The organism is Pseudomonas kitaguniensis (assembly GCF_009296165.1).
Taxonomy (GTDB): Bacteria; Pseudomonadota; Gammaproteobacteria; order Pseudomonadales; family Pseudomonadaceae; genus Aquipseudomonas; species Aquipseudomonas kitaguniensis.
In genome coordinates, this window is the sequence record NZ_VUAZ01000134.1 from 1 (window position 1) to 15276 (window position 15276).

12 protein-coding genes and 1 pseudogene are annotated in these 15276 nt (G+C 60.7%); 9 read left to right on the top strand and 4 right to left on the bottom strand.

Annotated elements, in window-relative coordinates:
* Nucleotides 1-253: 253 nt before the first annotated feature.
* Nucleotides 254-718, bottom strand: a complete 465-nt coding sequence (locus F0169_RS21535) for a TIGR02444 family protein (protein WP_152747571.1) — start codon at nt 716-718, stop codon at nt 254-256.
* A 50-nt stretch (nt 719-768) separates the two neighbouring features.
* Here F0169_RS21535 and F0169_RS21540 point away from each other — a divergent pair, with 50 nt between their 5' ends.
* The 5 genes and pseudogenes from F0169_RS21540 (at nt 769) to F0169_RS21560 (ending at nt 6576) form a co-directional block, all read left to right on the top strand.
* Entirely contained in the window at nt 769-2679 is a 1911-nt protein-coding gene (locus F0169_RS21540) for an ATP-binding cassette domain-containing protein (RefSeq protein WP_099234939.1), read from the top strand.
* Entirely contained in the window at nt 2679-3251 is a 573-nt protein-coding gene (locus tag F0169_RS21545; protein WP_152747572.1) for a mechanosensitive ion channel family protein, read from the top strand. Before F0169_RS21540 ends, F0169_RS21545 begins: the two co-directional genes overlap by 1 nt.
* 88 nt (nt 3252-3339) lie before the next feature.
* Nucleotides 3340-3972, top strand: coding sequence for a LysE family transporter (locus tag F0169_RS21550; RefSeq protein ID WP_058413788.1), 633 nt, complete (start codon nt 3340-3342; stop codon nt 3970-3972).
* 219 nt (nt 3973-4191) lie between these two features.
* Nucleotides 4192-6086: pseudogene (locus F0169_RS21555) on the top strand (FTR1 family protein).
* A 34-nt stretch (nt 6087-6120) separates the two neighbouring features.
* Entirely contained in the window at nt 6121-6576 is a 456-nt protein-coding gene (locus tag F0169_RS21560) for a YaiI/YqxD family protein (RefSeq protein WP_058413786.1), read from the top strand.
* 38 nt (nt 6577-6614) lie between these two features.
* Here F0169_RS21560 and elbB read toward each other — a convergent pair whose 3' ends face one another.
* Together elbB and F0169_RS21570 are read right to left on the bottom strand one after the other, a co-directional pair.
* Nucleotides 6615-7280, bottom strand: coding sequence for an isoprenoid biosynthesis glyoxalase ElbB (gene elbB / locus F0169_RS21565; protein ID WP_058413785.1), 666 nt, complete (start codon nt 7278-7280; stop codon nt 6615-6617).
* A 350-nt stretch (nt 7281-7630) separates the two neighbouring features.
* Nucleotides 7631-8278, bottom strand: a complete 648-nt coding sequence (locus F0169_RS21570) for a DedA family protein (protein ID WP_152747573.1) — start codon at nt 8276-8278, stop codon at nt 7631-7633.
* Nucleotides 8279-8485: 207 nt separating this feature from the next.
* Here F0169_RS21570 and hemB point away from each other — a divergent pair, with 207 nt between their 5' ends.
* Nucleotides 8486-9499 carry a porphobilinogen synthase gene (gene hemB, locus F0169_RS21575; RefSeq protein ID WP_172979511.1) on the top strand — a complete coding sequence of 338 codons (1014 nt, stop codon included), beginning with the start codon at nt 8486-8488 and terminating at the stop codon, nt 9497-9499.
* An 18-nt stretch (nt 9500-9517) separates the two neighbouring features.
* Complete coding sequence (ppk1, locus tag F0169_RS21580; RefSeq protein ID WP_058413782.1) at nt 9518-11740, top strand: polyphosphate kinase 1; 2223 nt, start codon at nt 9518-9520, stop codon at nt 11738-11740.
* Between the two features lie 77 nt (nt 11741-11817).
* Here the strand turns inward: ppk1 and ppx are convergent, their stop codons facing one another.
* Entirely contained in the window at nt 11818-13320 is a 1503-nt protein-coding gene (gene ppx / locus F0169_RS21585; protein WP_058413781.1) for an exopolyphosphatase, read from the bottom strand.
* Between the two features lie 481 nt (nt 13321-13801).
* Between ppx and F0169_RS21590 the strand changes: the two genes are divergently transcribed.
* Both F0169_RS21590 and F0169_RS21595 read left to right on the top strand, forming a co-directional pair.
* Nucleotides 13802-14449 (top strand): DUF1120 domain-containing protein, encoded by a 648-nt coding sequence (locus F0169_RS21590; RefSeq protein ID WP_122250767.1) that lies wholly within the window; start codon nt 13802-13804, stop codon nt 14447-14449.
* Between the two features lie 121 nt (nt 14450-14570).
* Nucleotides 14571-15269, top strand: a complete 699-nt coding sequence (locus F0169_RS21595) for a fimbria/pilus chaperone family protein (protein WP_421555932.1) — start codon at nt 14571-14573, stop codon at nt 15267-15269.
* Nucleotides 15270-15276: the final 7 nt, after the last annotated feature.

Here is a 15276-nt window from a genome sequence, read left to right on the forward strand (position 1 = left end):
CAAGCCAGCTGCAAAACCGCTGCTGCCAAGCCAGCCGCGAAGCAGTTGCTAAAACAACTGCTGCCAAACCAGCCGCTAAGCCAGTTGCTAAAACCGTTGCTGCCAAACCAGTCGCCAAGCCTGCTGCTGCAAAACCAGCTGCCCAGCCGGCCGCCGCCAAGCCAACTACCCCCGCAGCGTCCACCGCTGCAACTGCGCCGGCGAGCACCACGCCAGCACCGGCAGCGCCAAGCACTACCCCAACCAGCGCTTCCTAAGTGCTGGTGGTCACGACGCGCAGCGACAGCAGCGCGTCGTGGTGAAGGTTGGCGGCTTCGGCCGCCAAGCCTTCGAGCCATCTGTGTTGCCCCCTCGACTCACCTGTCTGCCATACCTGCGCCATTGCCTCCAGGCGCGCCAACAACGCTCGCTCGGCGTCCAGCTCCAGGGCTTTGACCCGCTCGCGTAACGTCGCCAATTGTTCATCCTGCTGCGCCATGGCCCGCCATTGCAGGCGTACCTGCCGCAAGGGTTCGACCACGTCTGCCTGCCAAGGCTCGGCGAGCTGTTTAAGCGCCTGCATGCGCTCGGCTGTCGGCGCCACACCTCGCTGCTCCAGCCACGCGCCACACAGCAACAGGCACACATTCGCGCCGTTTTCCTGCAGGCGCAGGCAAGCAGCCTCGACGCCCGGGCGAGCGTAAGTCGAAAGGGCAAAGCTCCACAGGTCAGCGCACATATTCACACCCAAGCCAGCGGCCAACGAAGCTGGTAGACTCCGCCGCCATTATGATCCGACTTCAAAGCCTAACATTACAGCGTGGCCCGCAACGTCTTCTTGAAGACGCCGAGCTGACCCTGCACGCCGGTCACAAAGCCGGCCTGATCGGTGCCAATGGCGCCGGCAAATCCACGTTGTTCGCCTTGTTGCTGGGTGAGCTGACCCCGGATTCCGGGGACTGCTTGCTGCCTGCCGACTGGCGCATTGCGCATATGCGCCAGGAGATCGATACGCTGGACCGCATTGCGGTCGACTACGTGCTCGACGGCGACCTGCGTTTGCGCCAGGTACAACGTGATCTGGCCGAGGCCGAGAACGCACAGGACGGCGCCGCCCAAGCCCGCCTGCACTCGGAACTCGACAGTGCCGACGGCTACACCGCCGACGCGCGTGCGCGCAAAATGCTTGCCGGCCTTGGTTTTACCAACGAACAGATGGACCGCCCGGTCGCCGACTTCTCCGGCGGCTGGCGCATGCGCCTGAATCTGGCGCAGGCGCTGATGTGCCCCTCCGACCTGTTGCTGCTCGACGAACCGACCAACCACTTGGACCTCGATGCGATCCTGTGGCTGGAAGACTTCCTCAAGAGCTACCCCGGCACGTTGCTGCTGATTTCCCACGACCGGGATTTTCTCGACGCAGTGGTCGATAACATCGCCCACGTTGAACAGAAGAAAATCACCCTTTACCGTGGCGGCTACACTGCCTTCGAGCGCGCGCGCGCCGAGCGTCTGGCCCAGCAACAGCAAGCGTTCGAGAAGCAGCAGGCGCAGCGTGCGCACATGGAAAGCTACATCGCCCGTTTCAAGGCCCAAGCCACCAAGGCGCGTCAGGCCCAGAGCCGGATCAAAGCCCTGGAGCGCATGGAAGAACTGTCGGCGGCCCACGTTGATTCGCCGTTCGACTTTGTATTCCGCGAGTCGGTAAAAATCTCCAGCCCGCTGCTGGACCTCTCGGATGCACGCCTCGGTTATGGCGAAAAAACCATCCTGGAGAAGGTCAAGCTGCAGCTCACACCGGGCGCACGCATCGGTTTGCTCGGGCCTAACGGCGCGGGCAAGTCCACGCTGATCAAGAACCTCTCGGGCGAATTGCAACCGCTGGCCGGCCGCCTGACCCGTGGCGAAAACCTGGTGGTGGGCTACTTTGCCCAGCATCAGTTGGATTCGCTCGATTCCAAAGCGAGCCCGCTGCTGCACCTGCAACGCTTGGCGCCGACCGAGCGTGAACAGGTACTGCGCGACTTCCTTGGCGGTTTTGACTTCCGTGGCGCGCGCATTGATGAGCCCGTGTTGAATTTCTCGGGCGGTGAAAAAGCCCGCCTGGCCTTGGCGTTGATCGCTTGGGACCGGCCGAACCTGCTGTTGCTCGACGAACCGACCAACCACCTGGACCTGGAAATGCGCCTGGCGCTGACCATGGCGCTGCAGGAGTTCAGCGGCGCGGTACTGGTGGTGTCTCACGATCGCCACTTGCTCAAGAGCACGACCGACAATTTCCTGCTGGTGGCTGACGGCAAGGTCGAAGAGTTCGACGGCGACCTCGACGACTACGCCCGCTGGCTGACGGATTACCGCCTGCGTAATGCACCGACCAGCAACACCCCGGTCAACCCGGACAAAACCGACAAAAAAGCCCAGCGCCAGGCCGCCGCCGCACTGCGCCAGCAGTTGGCGCCGCACAAGCGTGAAGCCGACAAGCTGGAAGCCGAGCTGGGCAAGCTGCATGAGCGCTTGGCCAAGATCGAAACCAGCCTGGGCGACAGCGCCGTGTACGAGGCCGCGCGCAAGGACGAGCTGCGCGACCTGCTGGCCGAACAGGCCAGGCTCAAGGTGCGCGAAGGGCAATTGGAGGAAACCTGGATGGAGGCCCTCGAGCTGCTGGAAACCCTGCAAGCGGAGCTGGAGGCGCTGTCCTGATGGAAGCGCTGCAACTGCCGTTGCCGACTCAGTGGGTCGAGCCATTGTGGGTCGGCGTGCAAATCCTGCTGATCCTGTTGGCCGGGTACTTCGCCCAGCGTTTCGTCGCCAAAGGCCTCAACCGCTTGGGTGAGCGCTACCCGTTCCCGCCGCAACTGCTGATGCCCCTGCGCGGCGGCTTGCGCTGGCTGATCATGGGCAGCGCGCTGATCTTCGTGCTGGGCCGCCTTGGCGTATCGGCCACGGTGTTATGGACGGCGCTGTCGGGGTTTGTCGCAGTTGCCGCCGTGGCGTTCTTCGCCATGTGGTCGGTGCTGTCCAACCTGCTGTGCGCCATCTTGATCTTCACCGTCGGGCCGTTTCGCCTCGGTGACATCGTCGAGCTGGTGGACACCGTCGACAAACCCGGCGTAAAAGGCCGCGTGGTGGCAATTAACCTGCTCTACACCACGCTGATTGAAGTGGCAGACGCCGGCACCGACAGCGCGATGGTGCAAGTGCCCAATAGCCTGTTCTTCCAGCGTTCGGTAAGGCGTTGGCCGGGCACTCACGTGTTCCCCGGCGATCACTAGCCTTTACGGCCGGTAAAAATAGATAGCCAGCCTTTGGTCGGCGGAGTTAGCTTTAGGCATAACCGCTGACTTCCCCCTGAGGTGTGTAATGGCACTCGACACATGGCTGGCATTTTTCCTGGCCAGTTGGATCATCTCCCTTTCCCCTGGCGCAGGCGCTATCGCTTCGATGTCCAGCGGCCTGCAATACGGTTTCCTGCGCGGTTACTGGAACGCCATTGGCCTGCAATTGGGCCTGGCGATGCAGATCGCCGTGGTAGCGGGCGGGCTGGGTGCCATTCTGGCGGCGTCTTCTACCGCGTTCTATGTGATCAAGTGGTTTGGTGTGGCGTACCTGGTGTACCTGGCGATCAAGCAATGGCGAGCGCTGCCCATGGACATGAGCGACAGCGCGGCGGTGCGCCCTATCGGCAAGCCGCTGGCGATGATGTTTCGCGGTTTTCTGGTCAACGCCAGCAACCCCAAGGCCTTGGTGTTCATGCTGGCGGTGCTGCCGCAGTTCGTGAACCCGCAAGCGCCTTTGTTGAGCCAATACCTGATGCTGGGCGCGACGATGATCTGCGTCGACATGATCGTCATGGCCGGTTACACGGGGCTCGCGTCGAAAGTCTTGCGGCTGCTGCGCACGCCCAAGCAGCAAAGGCGCATGAACCGTACATTTGCCGGGTTGTTCGTGGGGGCTGCGGGTTTTCTCGCCAGCTTGCACCGCGCAACGGCATAAGCCTCGATTTGGAGCCCGCTACGGGTTAGATCAAAAGCGCTTATTTGTGGGAGCGGGCTTGCTCGCGATGCAGACACCTCGGGCCATCAGGTACCCCGGGTTGATGCCATCGCGAGCAAGCCCGCTCCCGCATTGGTTTCGGCGCTGCAACATTCGCTTGGTGTTTTTCGCTTAACGTTCAACAATGTGTTACTTCTTATTTCCCCTTGAGATTGATTGATGATTGCGCCGTTCCGTTTTCTTGCATGGTTGCTGTTGCCGGCCCTTATGGCGTGCAGCAACACTCTGCTGGCCGCAACTGCTGAGGGGGCTCCGCAAGCCCTGCATTTACTGGACTACATTGGCGCTGACTACCCGCCGACGGTAGAGGCGGGCAAGGTTATCGATGAAACTGAATACCGCGAGCAACTGGAGTTCCTCCGTGTGTTGCAGAGCTTGGTGGCTGAACTGCCGCAAAGGCCGCAACGTGCAGAGTTGATCCAGGGCGTCGATGACCTGTTAGCGGCGGTGACGGCGCGCCAGGACGGCGCAACAGTTGCGCGCCAAGCCCGTCAACTGGGCGCCAGGCTGGCGGTGGCGTATGAAGTCAGCCAGGCCCCGGCGATCACCCCCGACCCACGCGTGGTGCCCCGCTTTACGCACAGCATTGCTCGGTGTGCCATGGCGCTGCCGGCGCCGGTGATGGCCCTGCCAGCGTGGGCATGACGCCAGCGCCCGCCAACCTGCGCGATGCTGCGCGGATGGACCGCCTGAGCCTTTACGCGATCTACAGCACCCTTGGTCTTGGCGTCGAAGGCACTGATATGCCGTCCTTCGCCGACCAATTGGATGACCGTCAGCGTTGGGACCTGGCCACCTACATCGCCAGCTTCACGGCGGACCCGGCTGCCGCAAAAACCGAACAACCGTTCAACCTCGCCGACCTGGCCCGCCAGACGCCTAATGAAGTGCTGGCTGCAAATGGCCCTGCCGCCGCTGCGACCTTCCGCGCACAGCGCGCGCAACCGCCGCAGGTCAAACGTGGCCCGGCGCAGTTGCTCGATTACACTGCCAGCACCTTGGACAAGAGCCTCGCCGCCTTCCGTAGCGGTGATCACGAGCAGGCCTACGACCTGTCGGTGGCGGCGTACCTGGAAGGTTTTGAGCTGGTCGAAAGCTCTCTGGACAACGTCGACGCGAACGTACGCAAGGACACCGAGAAAGCCCTGATGGCTTATCGGCAGTCGTTGCAGGACGGCCTGCCGGTCGAGCAGGTGCAATTGCGCCTGGACGTGGCCAAGGCCAAGCTCACTGAATCCGCCGGCTTGCTGGGCAGTGATGGCCTGAGCTGGTCGTTGAGCTACATCTCGGGCCTGTTGATTCTGCTGCGCGAAGGCCTGGAAGCGATTCTGGTGCTGGCGGCGATTCTCGCGTTCCTGCGTAACACCGGCCAGCAATCGGCGGTGCGCAGTGTAAACGTCGGCTGGGGCCTGGCGCTGTTGGCCGGTTTGGCGACGTGGGCGCTGGCGGCGTATGTGATTGACGTCAGCGGTGCCCAGCGCGAATTGCTCGAAGGCTGCACGGCGTTGTTCGCCAGCGTGATGGTGCTGTGGCTGGGCGTGTGGATGCACGACCGGCGGCACGCAGCGGCCTGGCAGGACTACATCAAGAGCAGCCTGGTGGGCGGTGGTGGGCGCTTCGGTTTTGCGATGCTGGCGTTCTTCTCGGTGTATCGCGAACTGTTCGAAGTGATCCTGTTTTACGAAACACTGTGGCTGCAAGCCGGCCCCGCCGGGCACAACGCGGTGCTGGCGGGTGGCGCCACGGCGTTGGTGCTGCTGGTGGGCCTTGCATGGGTGATCCTGCGGGGTTCGGCGAAGCTGCCATTGGCGTTGTTCTTCGGCATCAACGCGGCGCTGTTGTGCGCGCTGTCGGTGGTGTTCGCAGGCCATGGCGTCAAGGCACTGCAGGAAGCGGGCATCTTCGGCACGCGGCCGGTGGCGTTCTTTGACTTCGACTGGCTGGGCATTCATGCCGATGCGTACTCGCTGAGTGCGCAGGCCGTGGCGATCCTGGCGATTGTGCTGCTGTATGGCCGCAGCCGGCTGGCCGAGAAACGCCGCGTGACCGCTTAAGCGGGTACGGACCGTGTCGATGTGAGGAGTGTATATGCGCGTGTGGATCGATGCGGACGCCTGCCCTCGGGCGGCCAAGGACCAAGTGGTGAAGTTTGCCCTCAAGCGCCAGTTCGAGGTGGTGCTGGTGGCGGGGCAAAGCCAGATCAAGCCGAGCTTTGCTTGTGTGAAGCTGATCGTGGTGCCCAGCGGCCCGGACGCGGCAGATGATTACCTGGTAGAACACGCGGTGCCCGGTGAGCTGGTCATCTGCAGTGATGTGCCATTGGCTGACCGGCTGGTGAAGAAGGGCGTGACCGCGCTAGACCCGCGCGGCAAGGAGTTCAGCCCGGCGAACATGAGCGAGCGGCTGGCGGTGCGTAACTTGTTCACGGACCTGCGCGAGCAGGGGCAAATGGGCGGCGGGCCACCGCCGCATGGGGAAAAGGACAAGCAAGCGTTTGCCAATGCCCTGGACCGAATTCTTACCAAGTTGATGCGCCAGGCCTGAGCTGTGGCCATCAGCCACAGAAGGCCTTGTCACGCGGGTCAGTCGTTCTCGTGGGTCAGCTCCAACACGCGATCTACGAGTTTGTTAATGCCCGACGCAACCTCGCTGATGCTCTTGCCCACCATATACGCCGGGGTGCTTACCAATTTGCGTGCCGTGTCTTCGACAATATCCTCAACCGAGCATTCGCGGTGGGTGGCGCCCATCTTGTCGAGCGCGGCCGCAGTGTCGGCGTCATTGCCGATGGTGCAGGTGACGCCTGGGCCGTAGATCTTCGCGGCGAGCGCCGGGGAGATGCAGATCAGCCCCACTGGCTTGCCGGCTTCGGCAAAGGCTTCAGCCAGTTCCAGCACCTGTGGGTTAACGCTGCAACCGGCGCCTTCGACGGCAAAGTTCGACAGGTTTTTTGCTGCGCCAAACCCGCCAGGCACGATCAGCGCATCGAACGCGTCGGCGTTGGCCTGCGCAATGTCCTTCACCTCACCGCGGGCAATGCGTGCCGACTCCACCAGCACGTTGCGAGACTCGGGCATTTCTTCACCGGTGAGGTGGTTGATCACGTGCAGTTGCGCGATATTTGGCGCAAAACATTGGACCTGAGCACCGCGCTGATCCAGGCGCAGCAGCGTGATCACGCTTTCGTGGATCTCGGCGCCGTCATACACGCCACAGCCGGAAAGGATCACCGCAATTTTTTTGCTCATGAGTATGTCTCCCTATTTCTTGGCGTTAAATGTCTACTAATTTGTCATCGGTTGCCATTGGGATCTGCTGCCACTACCCCTAATTTGATGTAACAAAAAACATCGGGCTCAGCCCTGCACAGAACGCTCTTTACATGGATCGCAATGATGGCGGGGTGTTCATTATTTGCGGCTGACGGTTTGGCGTCGGCGCGGGGTCGCCCACCACAGCACTGGCCCGCGGGTGGGGCGTGATGGCGTTTGGACGGCTTACGTTGGGTGTGGCGCTGAATAGCCACGGGTGTGGCTGGCTGCGCTGTTGAGTGGCAGCCTGCTCTGCAGGGTCGGTCTCTACGGCTGCAGAGACCGGCTTACTCCACAGGTGTTTTGGGTGCGTCGCCCGCGGCAGGCTCGGTGGCAGGCTCGGCGGCGAGCCGGGCCTTGGCATCCGCGCAGGCCTGGCGGGCAATGCGCGCGTTCTTGAAACGGCGGCGCAACCACAGGCCCAAGCCCAACAGCACCAGGACGCCCAACACCCACAGCTCGTATTTCTTGACGCTGCCGAGCATGCCTTCCAGCACCGCGCCAAAGTGGTAAGCCGCAGCGCCCAGCGCTGCGGCCCAGACCGCTGCGCCGATACCGTTGAGGATCAAATAGCGCACCGGCGGATAGCCCGACAAGCCGATCGCCACGGGCATCACCGTGCGCAACCCGTAGACGAACCGGAAGCTCAGCACCCAGATGTCGGGATGCTTGCGGATATGCTCCAGGGCCTTGTCGCCCATCAATTGCCAGCGCGGTTTGCGCGCCAACAATTTGCGGCCGTGTTTGCGCCCCATGAAGTACCAAAGCTGGTCGCCGGCGTAGCTGCCAAAAAAGGCAACGACCACCACAAAATTGATGTCCATGTACCCACGGAACGCCAGGAAGCCTGCGAGCACCAGAATGGTCTCGCCTTCGAAGAACGTCCCGAGGAAGAGGGCAAAGTAGCCGAAGTCATGCAGAAATTGTTGAAGCATGGTCTAGGGTGCTGGCGAAATGAACGCGCAGCCTACGCCTTCACGAACATTCATGAAAGTATCGAGATGTGTCACGAAGTGAACAATTCTTACAGAAATGACGAATGCACCTACAGGTTGCGTCGATAAGCACAACTGTCATTCGTTCGTCATAATGGCCGCTTATAACTGCAACGCTCGCCCGTAACGCGGGCTCAGGAGTCTGTCGTGAGCTTTACCCCTGCCAATCGGCTATTCCCGGCCACGCGTCTGCGGCGCAATCGGCGTGATGATTTTTCTCGTCGCCTGGTGCGTGAAAACGTGTTGACGACGGATGACCTGATTTTGCCGGTGTTTGTGCTGGACGGCGAAAATCGTCGGGAAGCTGTGGCGTCGATGCCGGGTGTGGAGCGCTTGACGATTGATCTGCTGCTGATCGAGGCGGCGAAGTGGGTTGAGCTTGGCATTCCGGCGCTGGCGTTGTTTCCGGTAACGCCGCCTGAACTCAAGTCCCTCGATGCTGCCGAAGCCTGGAACCCGCAAGGCATCGCCCAGCGCGCTACCCGTGCGTTGCGTGAGCGTTTCCCTGAGTTGGGTGTGATCACCGACGTGGCGCTGGACCCGTTCACCACGCACGGCCAGGATGGCATTCTTGACGAAGACGGCTATGTTCAAAACGACATTACCGTTGATGCGCTGGTCAGGCAGGCGTTGTCCCACGCGGCGGCAGGTGCACAGGTGGTTGCGCCGTCGGACATGATGGACGGTCGTATCCAGGCAATTCGTGAAGCGTTGGAACTGGCCGATCACGTTAACGTAAGAATCATGGCCTATTCGGCCAAGTACGCCAGCGCCTACTACGGCCCGTTCCGCGACGCGGTCGGTTCGGCGCTGAACCTGGGCAAAGCCAACAAGGCGTCGTACCAGATGGACCCGGCCAACAGCCATGAAGCCCTGCACGAAGTGGCCGCCGACTTGGCCGAAGGTGCCGACATGGTGATGGTCAAACCCGGAATGCCCTACCTGGACATCCTTTACCGGGTTAAAGAGGAATTCAAAGTGCCGACCTTTGTCTATCAGGTCAGCGGTGAATACGCCATGCACATGGCCGCGATCCAGAATGGTTGGTTGAGTGAAGGGGTGATCCTGGAATCCCTAACTGCCTTTAAACGTGCTGGCGCTGATGGCATTCTGACCTACTTCGCCGCCCGCGCCGCCCAATTGCTTAGAGAGCAACAATAGCCCTCACAGGAACACTCGATGAATACCGAAGGCCTTTCAGAAGTTGCCGTAAAAGACGCTCACCCGGTGGTGGAAAAAGTCACTGAAACCCCACCGGAGCTGGAGCCGGCCCCGCCTGTAGTGGTGGCCGAAGCGCCCGCGCCGGCCCCGGTTGCCGCCGTCACCAACCTGGATGACAGTAGCCTGTACATCCACCGCGAGCTGTCACAACTGCAATTCAATATCCGCGTGCTGGAACAGGCACTGGATGAGTCCTATCCGCTGCTGGAACGGCTGAAATTCCTGCTGATTTTCTCCAGCAACCTGGACGAGTTTTTCGAGATTCGCGTTGCCGGCCTCAAGAAACAAATTACTTTTGCCCGCGAGCAAGCCGGGGCCGACGGCCTGCAGCCGCATCAAGCGCTGGCACGTATCAGCGAGCTGGTGCACGGCCATGTGGATCGCCAATACGCGATCCTCAATGACATCCTGCTGCCGGAGCTGGAAAAACATCAGGTCCGCTTCATTCGTCGTCGCCAATGGACCACCAAGATCAAAACCTGGGTGCGCCGCTATTTCCGCGATGAGATCGCGCCGATCATCACCCCGATCGGCCTCGACCCGACGCACCCGTTCCCGCTGCTGGTGAACAAGAGCCTGAACTTCATCGTCGAACTGGAAGGTATTGATGCCTTCGGCCGCGACTCCGGCCTTGCGATCATCCCGGCACCGCGTCTGTTGCCACGCATCATCAAGTTACCGGAAGAGGTAGGGGGTGCTGGCGACAACTATGTATTCCTTTCGTCGATGATCCACGCGCATGCCGATGACTTGTTCCAGGGCATGAAGGTGAAAGGCTGCTACCAGTTCCGCCTGACCCGTAACGCCGACCTGGCGCTGGATTCCGAAGACGTCGAAGACTTGGCCCGTGCACTGCGCGGCGAGCTGTTCTCGCGCCGTTACGGCGATGCGGTGCGCCTTGAAGTGGCGGACACTTGCCCCAAACACCTGTCGGACTACCTGCTCAAGCAGTTCAACCTGAGCGAAAGCGAGCTGTACACGGTGAATGGTCCGGTGAACTTGACGCGTCTGTTCAGCATTACCGGCCTGGACAGCCACCCGGAGCTGCAATACACGCCGTTCACCCCGCAGATCCCGAAACTGCTGCAAAACAGCGAGAACATCTTCAGCGTGGTGAGCAAGCAGGACATCCTGCTGCTGCACCCGTTCGAGTCGTTTACGCCGGTGGTCGACCTGCTGCGCCAGGCTGCCAAGGACCCGCACGTGTTGGCCGTACGCCAGACCCTGTATCGCAGCGGCGCCAACTCGGAAATCGTCGATGCCCTGGTAGACGCCGCGCGTAACGGCAAAGAAGTTACGGCAGTGATCGAGCTGCGTGCGCGGTTTGATGAAGAGTCCAACCTGCAACTCGCCAGCCGCCTGCAAGCCGCCGGTGCGGTGGTGATCTACGGCGTGGTCGGCTTCAAGACCCACGCCAAGATGATGCTGATCCTGCGCCGCGAAGCCGGTGAGATCGTGCGTTACGCACACTTGGGCACCGGCAACTATCACGCCGGCAACGCCAAGCTCTACACCGACTACAGCCTGCTGACGTCCGACGCCGCCTTGTGCGAAGACGTCGGCAAGTTGTTCAGCCAGTTGATCGGCATGGGCAAGACCTTGCGCATGAAGAAGCTGCTGCACGCGCCGTTCACCCTGAAGAAGGGCATGCTCGACATGATTGCCCGCGAGACCCAGTTCGCCCTCGACGGCAAACCGGCGCACATCATCGCCAAGTTCAACTCGCTGACCGATCCGAAGATCATCCGCGCGCTGTACAAGGCCAGCCAGTCCGGCGTGCGCATCGACTTGGTGGTGCGTGGCATGTGCTGCTTGCGGCCAGGCATTGTCGGGGTCTCGCACAACATCCACGTGCGCTCGATTATCGGCCGCTTCCTGGAACACACGCGGGTGTTCTACTTCCTCAACGGCGGCGAAGAACAGATGTTCCTCTCCAGTGCCGATTGGATGGAGCGCAACCTCGATAAGCGCGTCGAGACGTGCTTCCCGGTAGAAGGCAAGAAGTTGATCATGCGGGTCAAGAAGGAGCTGGAAAGCTACCTCACCGACAACACGCACAGCTGGAGCCTGCAGTCGGACGGCCGTTACGTGCGCAACACGCCGACCGGCAACCAAAACCCGCGCAGTGCCCAGGCAACCTTGCTGGAGAAGCTTGGCAGCCCGATTCTGTCGGTGAACTAAACGCCTGTTGGGTCTCAAAAATGTGGGAGGGGGCTTGCTCCCTCCCACATTTTTTTTGCAGTGTGTTTTAGATCGGCTTAACGCAAGTTCAGGCTGAACCCCACCCGCGTCAGCCAGTCGGCTTCCTGGGCGAAGTCTGCCTGGGTCAGTTGGTTCTCATCCAGCCAGCCTTTCGGGAACACCACGTCCAGGCTGTCGCCGTTGGCACGCAATGTCACTTGGGGCATTTCCTGGGTGCCACGGATGTGGTGGAACAGAATCGCAAAACGCAGCAGCACGCACAGGCGAATCAGCTTGATGCCTTCGTCGCCGAAGTCGGCAAACTTGTCCCTGGGGATGTTGCGGCGATGGCCGCGCACCAGCAACGCCAGCATCTGTTGGTCTTCGCGGGAGAAACCAGCCAGGTCCGAGTGCTCGATCAGGTAAGCGCCGTGCTTGTGATAATGGTAGTGGGCGATGTCCAGGCCCACTTCATGCACCTTGGCGGCCCAGCCGAGCAGCTCGCGCCACACGCCGTCTTCCAGGTCCCAGTCTGCGGCCACTTGGTCAAAGGCATGCAGGGCTTTGCGCTCCACACGGGCAGCTTGTTCCAGGTCAACGTGGTAACGCTCCATCAGCGAGCTGAGGGTGCGCTCACGCACGTCTTCGTGGTGATGACGGCCGAGCAGGTCGTAGAGCACGCCTTCGCGCAAAGCACCATCACAGTGGTCCATGCGTTGCAGTTCGAGGGCGTCGAAGATCGCTTCGAGAATCGCCAGGCCGGCCGGGAAAATGGCGCGACGGTCGGGCTTGATGCCGTCGAAGTCGATTTTCTCTGCATCGCCCAGCTTGAACAGTTTGCGCTTGAGCCACGCGAGGCCTTCGGCGTTGACCTCACCAGCGCCATGGCCACCCGCCTTCAAGGCCAGGCCGATGGCGCGAATGGTGCCGGACGAGCCGATGGCTTCATCCCACGTCAGGCGGTGCAGGGCGTGCTCGATGCTCATGATTTCCAGCCGCGCCGCGGTGTAGGCCTGGGCATAACGAGCCGGGGTGATCTTGCCGTCCTTGAAATAACGTTGGGTATAACTGACGCAACCCATTTGCAGGCTTTCGCGCAGGAGGGGTTCGAAGCGCTGGCCGATGATGAACTCGGTACTGCCGCCGCCGATGTCCGCCACCAGGCGTTTGCCGGGGGTATCGGCGAGTGTGTGGGATACGCCGAGGTAGATCAGGCGCGCTTCTTCACGGCCGGAGATGACTTCTACAGGGTGCCCGAGGATCTGCTCGGCGCGGCGGATGAATTCGCCGCGGTTGCGCGCTTCACGCAAGGCGTTGGTGCCGACGATTCGCACGGCGCCCAAGGGCATGCCATTGATCAGTTGGGCAAAACGCTTAAGGCAATCGAGCCCGCGTTGCATGGATTCTTCGTTGAGCTGGCGCGCGTCGTCGATCCCGGCAGCCAGTTGCACTTTTTCGCCGAGCCGCTCAAGGATGCGGATCTCGCCGTTCTGGGCCTTGGCCACGACCATATGAAAGCTGTTGGAGCCCAGGTCGATGGCGGCTATCAGGGACAGATTCTTGGCTTGGGATTGCGGCATGGTTTGGGGGTCTCGGTCGATAACCCGACCATCGTGCCACGATCGACCGCTGCCGCCAACGCGTAGTGCTTCAGTAATTTCGCTGACGCTCTCTATGGGGAATTCTTGTGGGAAGTGTAGGCGCGTTTTGTAAGTTGCCGACGAATAGAGCCTTCGCAGGTGTAGGGAGTTTTAACTCTGCACTGTTGTAAAGCGGTTTGTGAATTCTCCTACAGCGATGGAGTACAAGTTACCTTTGTTATTTTGTTAAGGACTACCTGGTAATTGAGTTAGAGCGACTGTTTATTTTTACAACTCCCACAGCGACTGGCGTGTTGTCTGATTCTTTAATGAAGTGCCAAAGCGGCAGACTTGCACCCGGCAATTTTGCCAGGGTGTTATTTATTTATCGTTGTGTATGTCCGGGAAGATAGACAGTGGGGCGATGGAGTCGCCAACACACAAATAAACAACGCCTGATAACTTTAGTGACAGGACCAACATGAAAAAAATCATCGGCTTGACTCTCGGTATTACATGTTTGGCTGCGGCCATGGGTGCGCAAGCCTCCACCAGTGCCCAGTTAGTGGTCAGGGGCACGATCACACCGGCCGCCTGTAACCTCAGCCTGGCGGGTAGCGGCGTGATCGACTACGGCACGATTCGCTCCGGCGAATTGTCCCAGACGGCGTTCAACCCGCGCGAGGAAAGGAGCACTGCCTTGACCGTCAGTTGCGGCACCACAGCGGCAAGGTTCGGGCTGACCTTTACCGACCTGCAAGCCGGTAGCAAGGTTACCGGGGTGCTTGGCGCAGGGTTTACCGAAGCGCAGAACTTTGGTTTGGGAGCGGTAGGCACCCGGCGTACCGGTGGTTATTCGGTCACCCTCAAGGACCTCAGAGCGGCGGGTACTACCTTGTTGCCCATCACGCGCACTGGCACCGGCGCCTGGCAGAGCAGTGATGGCAAAGTCGCCCAATCGCCTAGCCAATACTCGTGGCGCAATGGCAGCGCGGTTACACCTGCCTCGATTACGCACTTGACCGGTACTGTTGCGGTCAAGGCTGTGATCAACAGGGCACAGGACCTGGACCTGAGCCGCGACATTTCCATTGATGGGCGCGCCACGCTTGTATTGAGCTACCTCTAAAAAGCTGAAAACAGCCGACCAACAAACTAACGTTTTTGGTCGGCTGTTTTTTGTGGGCGCTTGACGGTCAATTATGAACTTCATCAAACGCGAGGAATACTGAGTGCCTGGGTTTTCAATAATAAGCAGCGCGTTATTGTGTTGTGCAAGTTTTTGTCTTTTTTTTAGTGCTGTTACTACGGCAGACGGCATGCTGCCGGAAACCACGGTGGTAGTACTGTATGAAGAAGAGGGCGAAGCCACCATCAATATCAAGAACACTGATGCCGGGCCGGCGCTGCTTCATTCAGTGGTCGAAAATGTGCCCGAGGACCTGGAACCCTTAGTCATTGTCACGCCGCCCATTACGCGCGTAGAGGCGGGCGACACACAACTGGTGCGCTTCATCAGCACCTTGAAGGCGCCGCTCAAGACTCAACGGCTCAAGCGCGTGTCCTTTGAAGGCATTCCGCAAGCGCGGGCTGCCGGCGGCGCAACCATCGGTATCACCCTTCGGCAGAACCTGCCGCTGATCCTGCACCCGCAAGGCTTGCCTCGGCATCACACGCCTTGGGAGTTGCTGAAGTGGAAGCGCGTGGGGGAGCGCCTTACGGTTCATAACGACAGCGCTTATGTCGTGCGCATGGCGCCAGAGGTGCAGCTCTTGCCACACAGCATCCCGGCCACGTTGCCGCGTACCTATATCTTGCCGGGTGAGGCGTTGACGTTGAAGGTTGATCGCCCCTTGGGCGCTGTAGCCGAGGTCGAGATTCAGCCGGCCACGGTCTATGGGTTTTCGGTGGATAACTACCGGGCACCGATCAGCACCGATGAGGGCTGATCGATTG

Bases quoted from the DNA above. Each gene is read 5' to 3' on its own strand.
- F0169_RS21535 (WP_152747571.1), bottom strand. From the start codon at position 718: ATGTGCGCTGACCTGTGGAGCTTTGCCCTTTCGACTTACGCTCGCCCG.
- F0169_RS21540 (WP_099234939.1), top strand. From the start codon at position 769: ATGATCCGACTTCAAAGCCTAACATTACAGCGTGGCCCGCAACGTCTT.
- F0169_RS21545 (WP_152747572.1), top strand. From the start codon at position 2,679: ATGGAAGCGCTGCAACTGCCGTTGCCGACTCAGTGGGTCGAGCCATTG.
- F0169_RS21550 (WP_058413788.1), top strand. From the start codon at position 3,340: ATGGCACTCGACACATGGCTGGCATTTTTCCTGGCCAGTTGGATCATC.
- F0169_RS21560 (WP_058413786.1), top strand. From the start codon at position 6,121: ATGCGCGTGTGGATCGATGCGGACGCCTGCCCTCGGGCGGCCAAGGAC.
- elbB (WP_058413785.1), bottom strand. From the start codon at position 7,280: ATGAGCAAAAAAATTGCGGTGATCCTTTCCGGCTGTGGCGTGTATGAC.
- F0169_RS21570 (WP_152747573.1), bottom strand. From the start codon at position 8,278: ATGCTTCAACAATTTCTGCATGACTTCGGCTACTTTGCCCTCTTCCTC.
- ppk1 (WP_058413782.1), top strand. From the start codon at position 9,518: ATGAATACCGAAGGCCTTTCAGAAGTTGCCGTAAAAGACGCTCACCCG.
- ppx (WP_058413781.1), bottom strand. From the start codon at position 13,320: ATGCCGCAATCCCAAGCCAAGAATCTGTCCCTGATAGCCGCCATCGAC.
- F0169_RS21590 (WP_122250767.1), top strand. From the start codon at position 13,802: ATGAAAAAAATCATCGGCTTGACTCTCGGTATTACATGTTTGGCTGCG.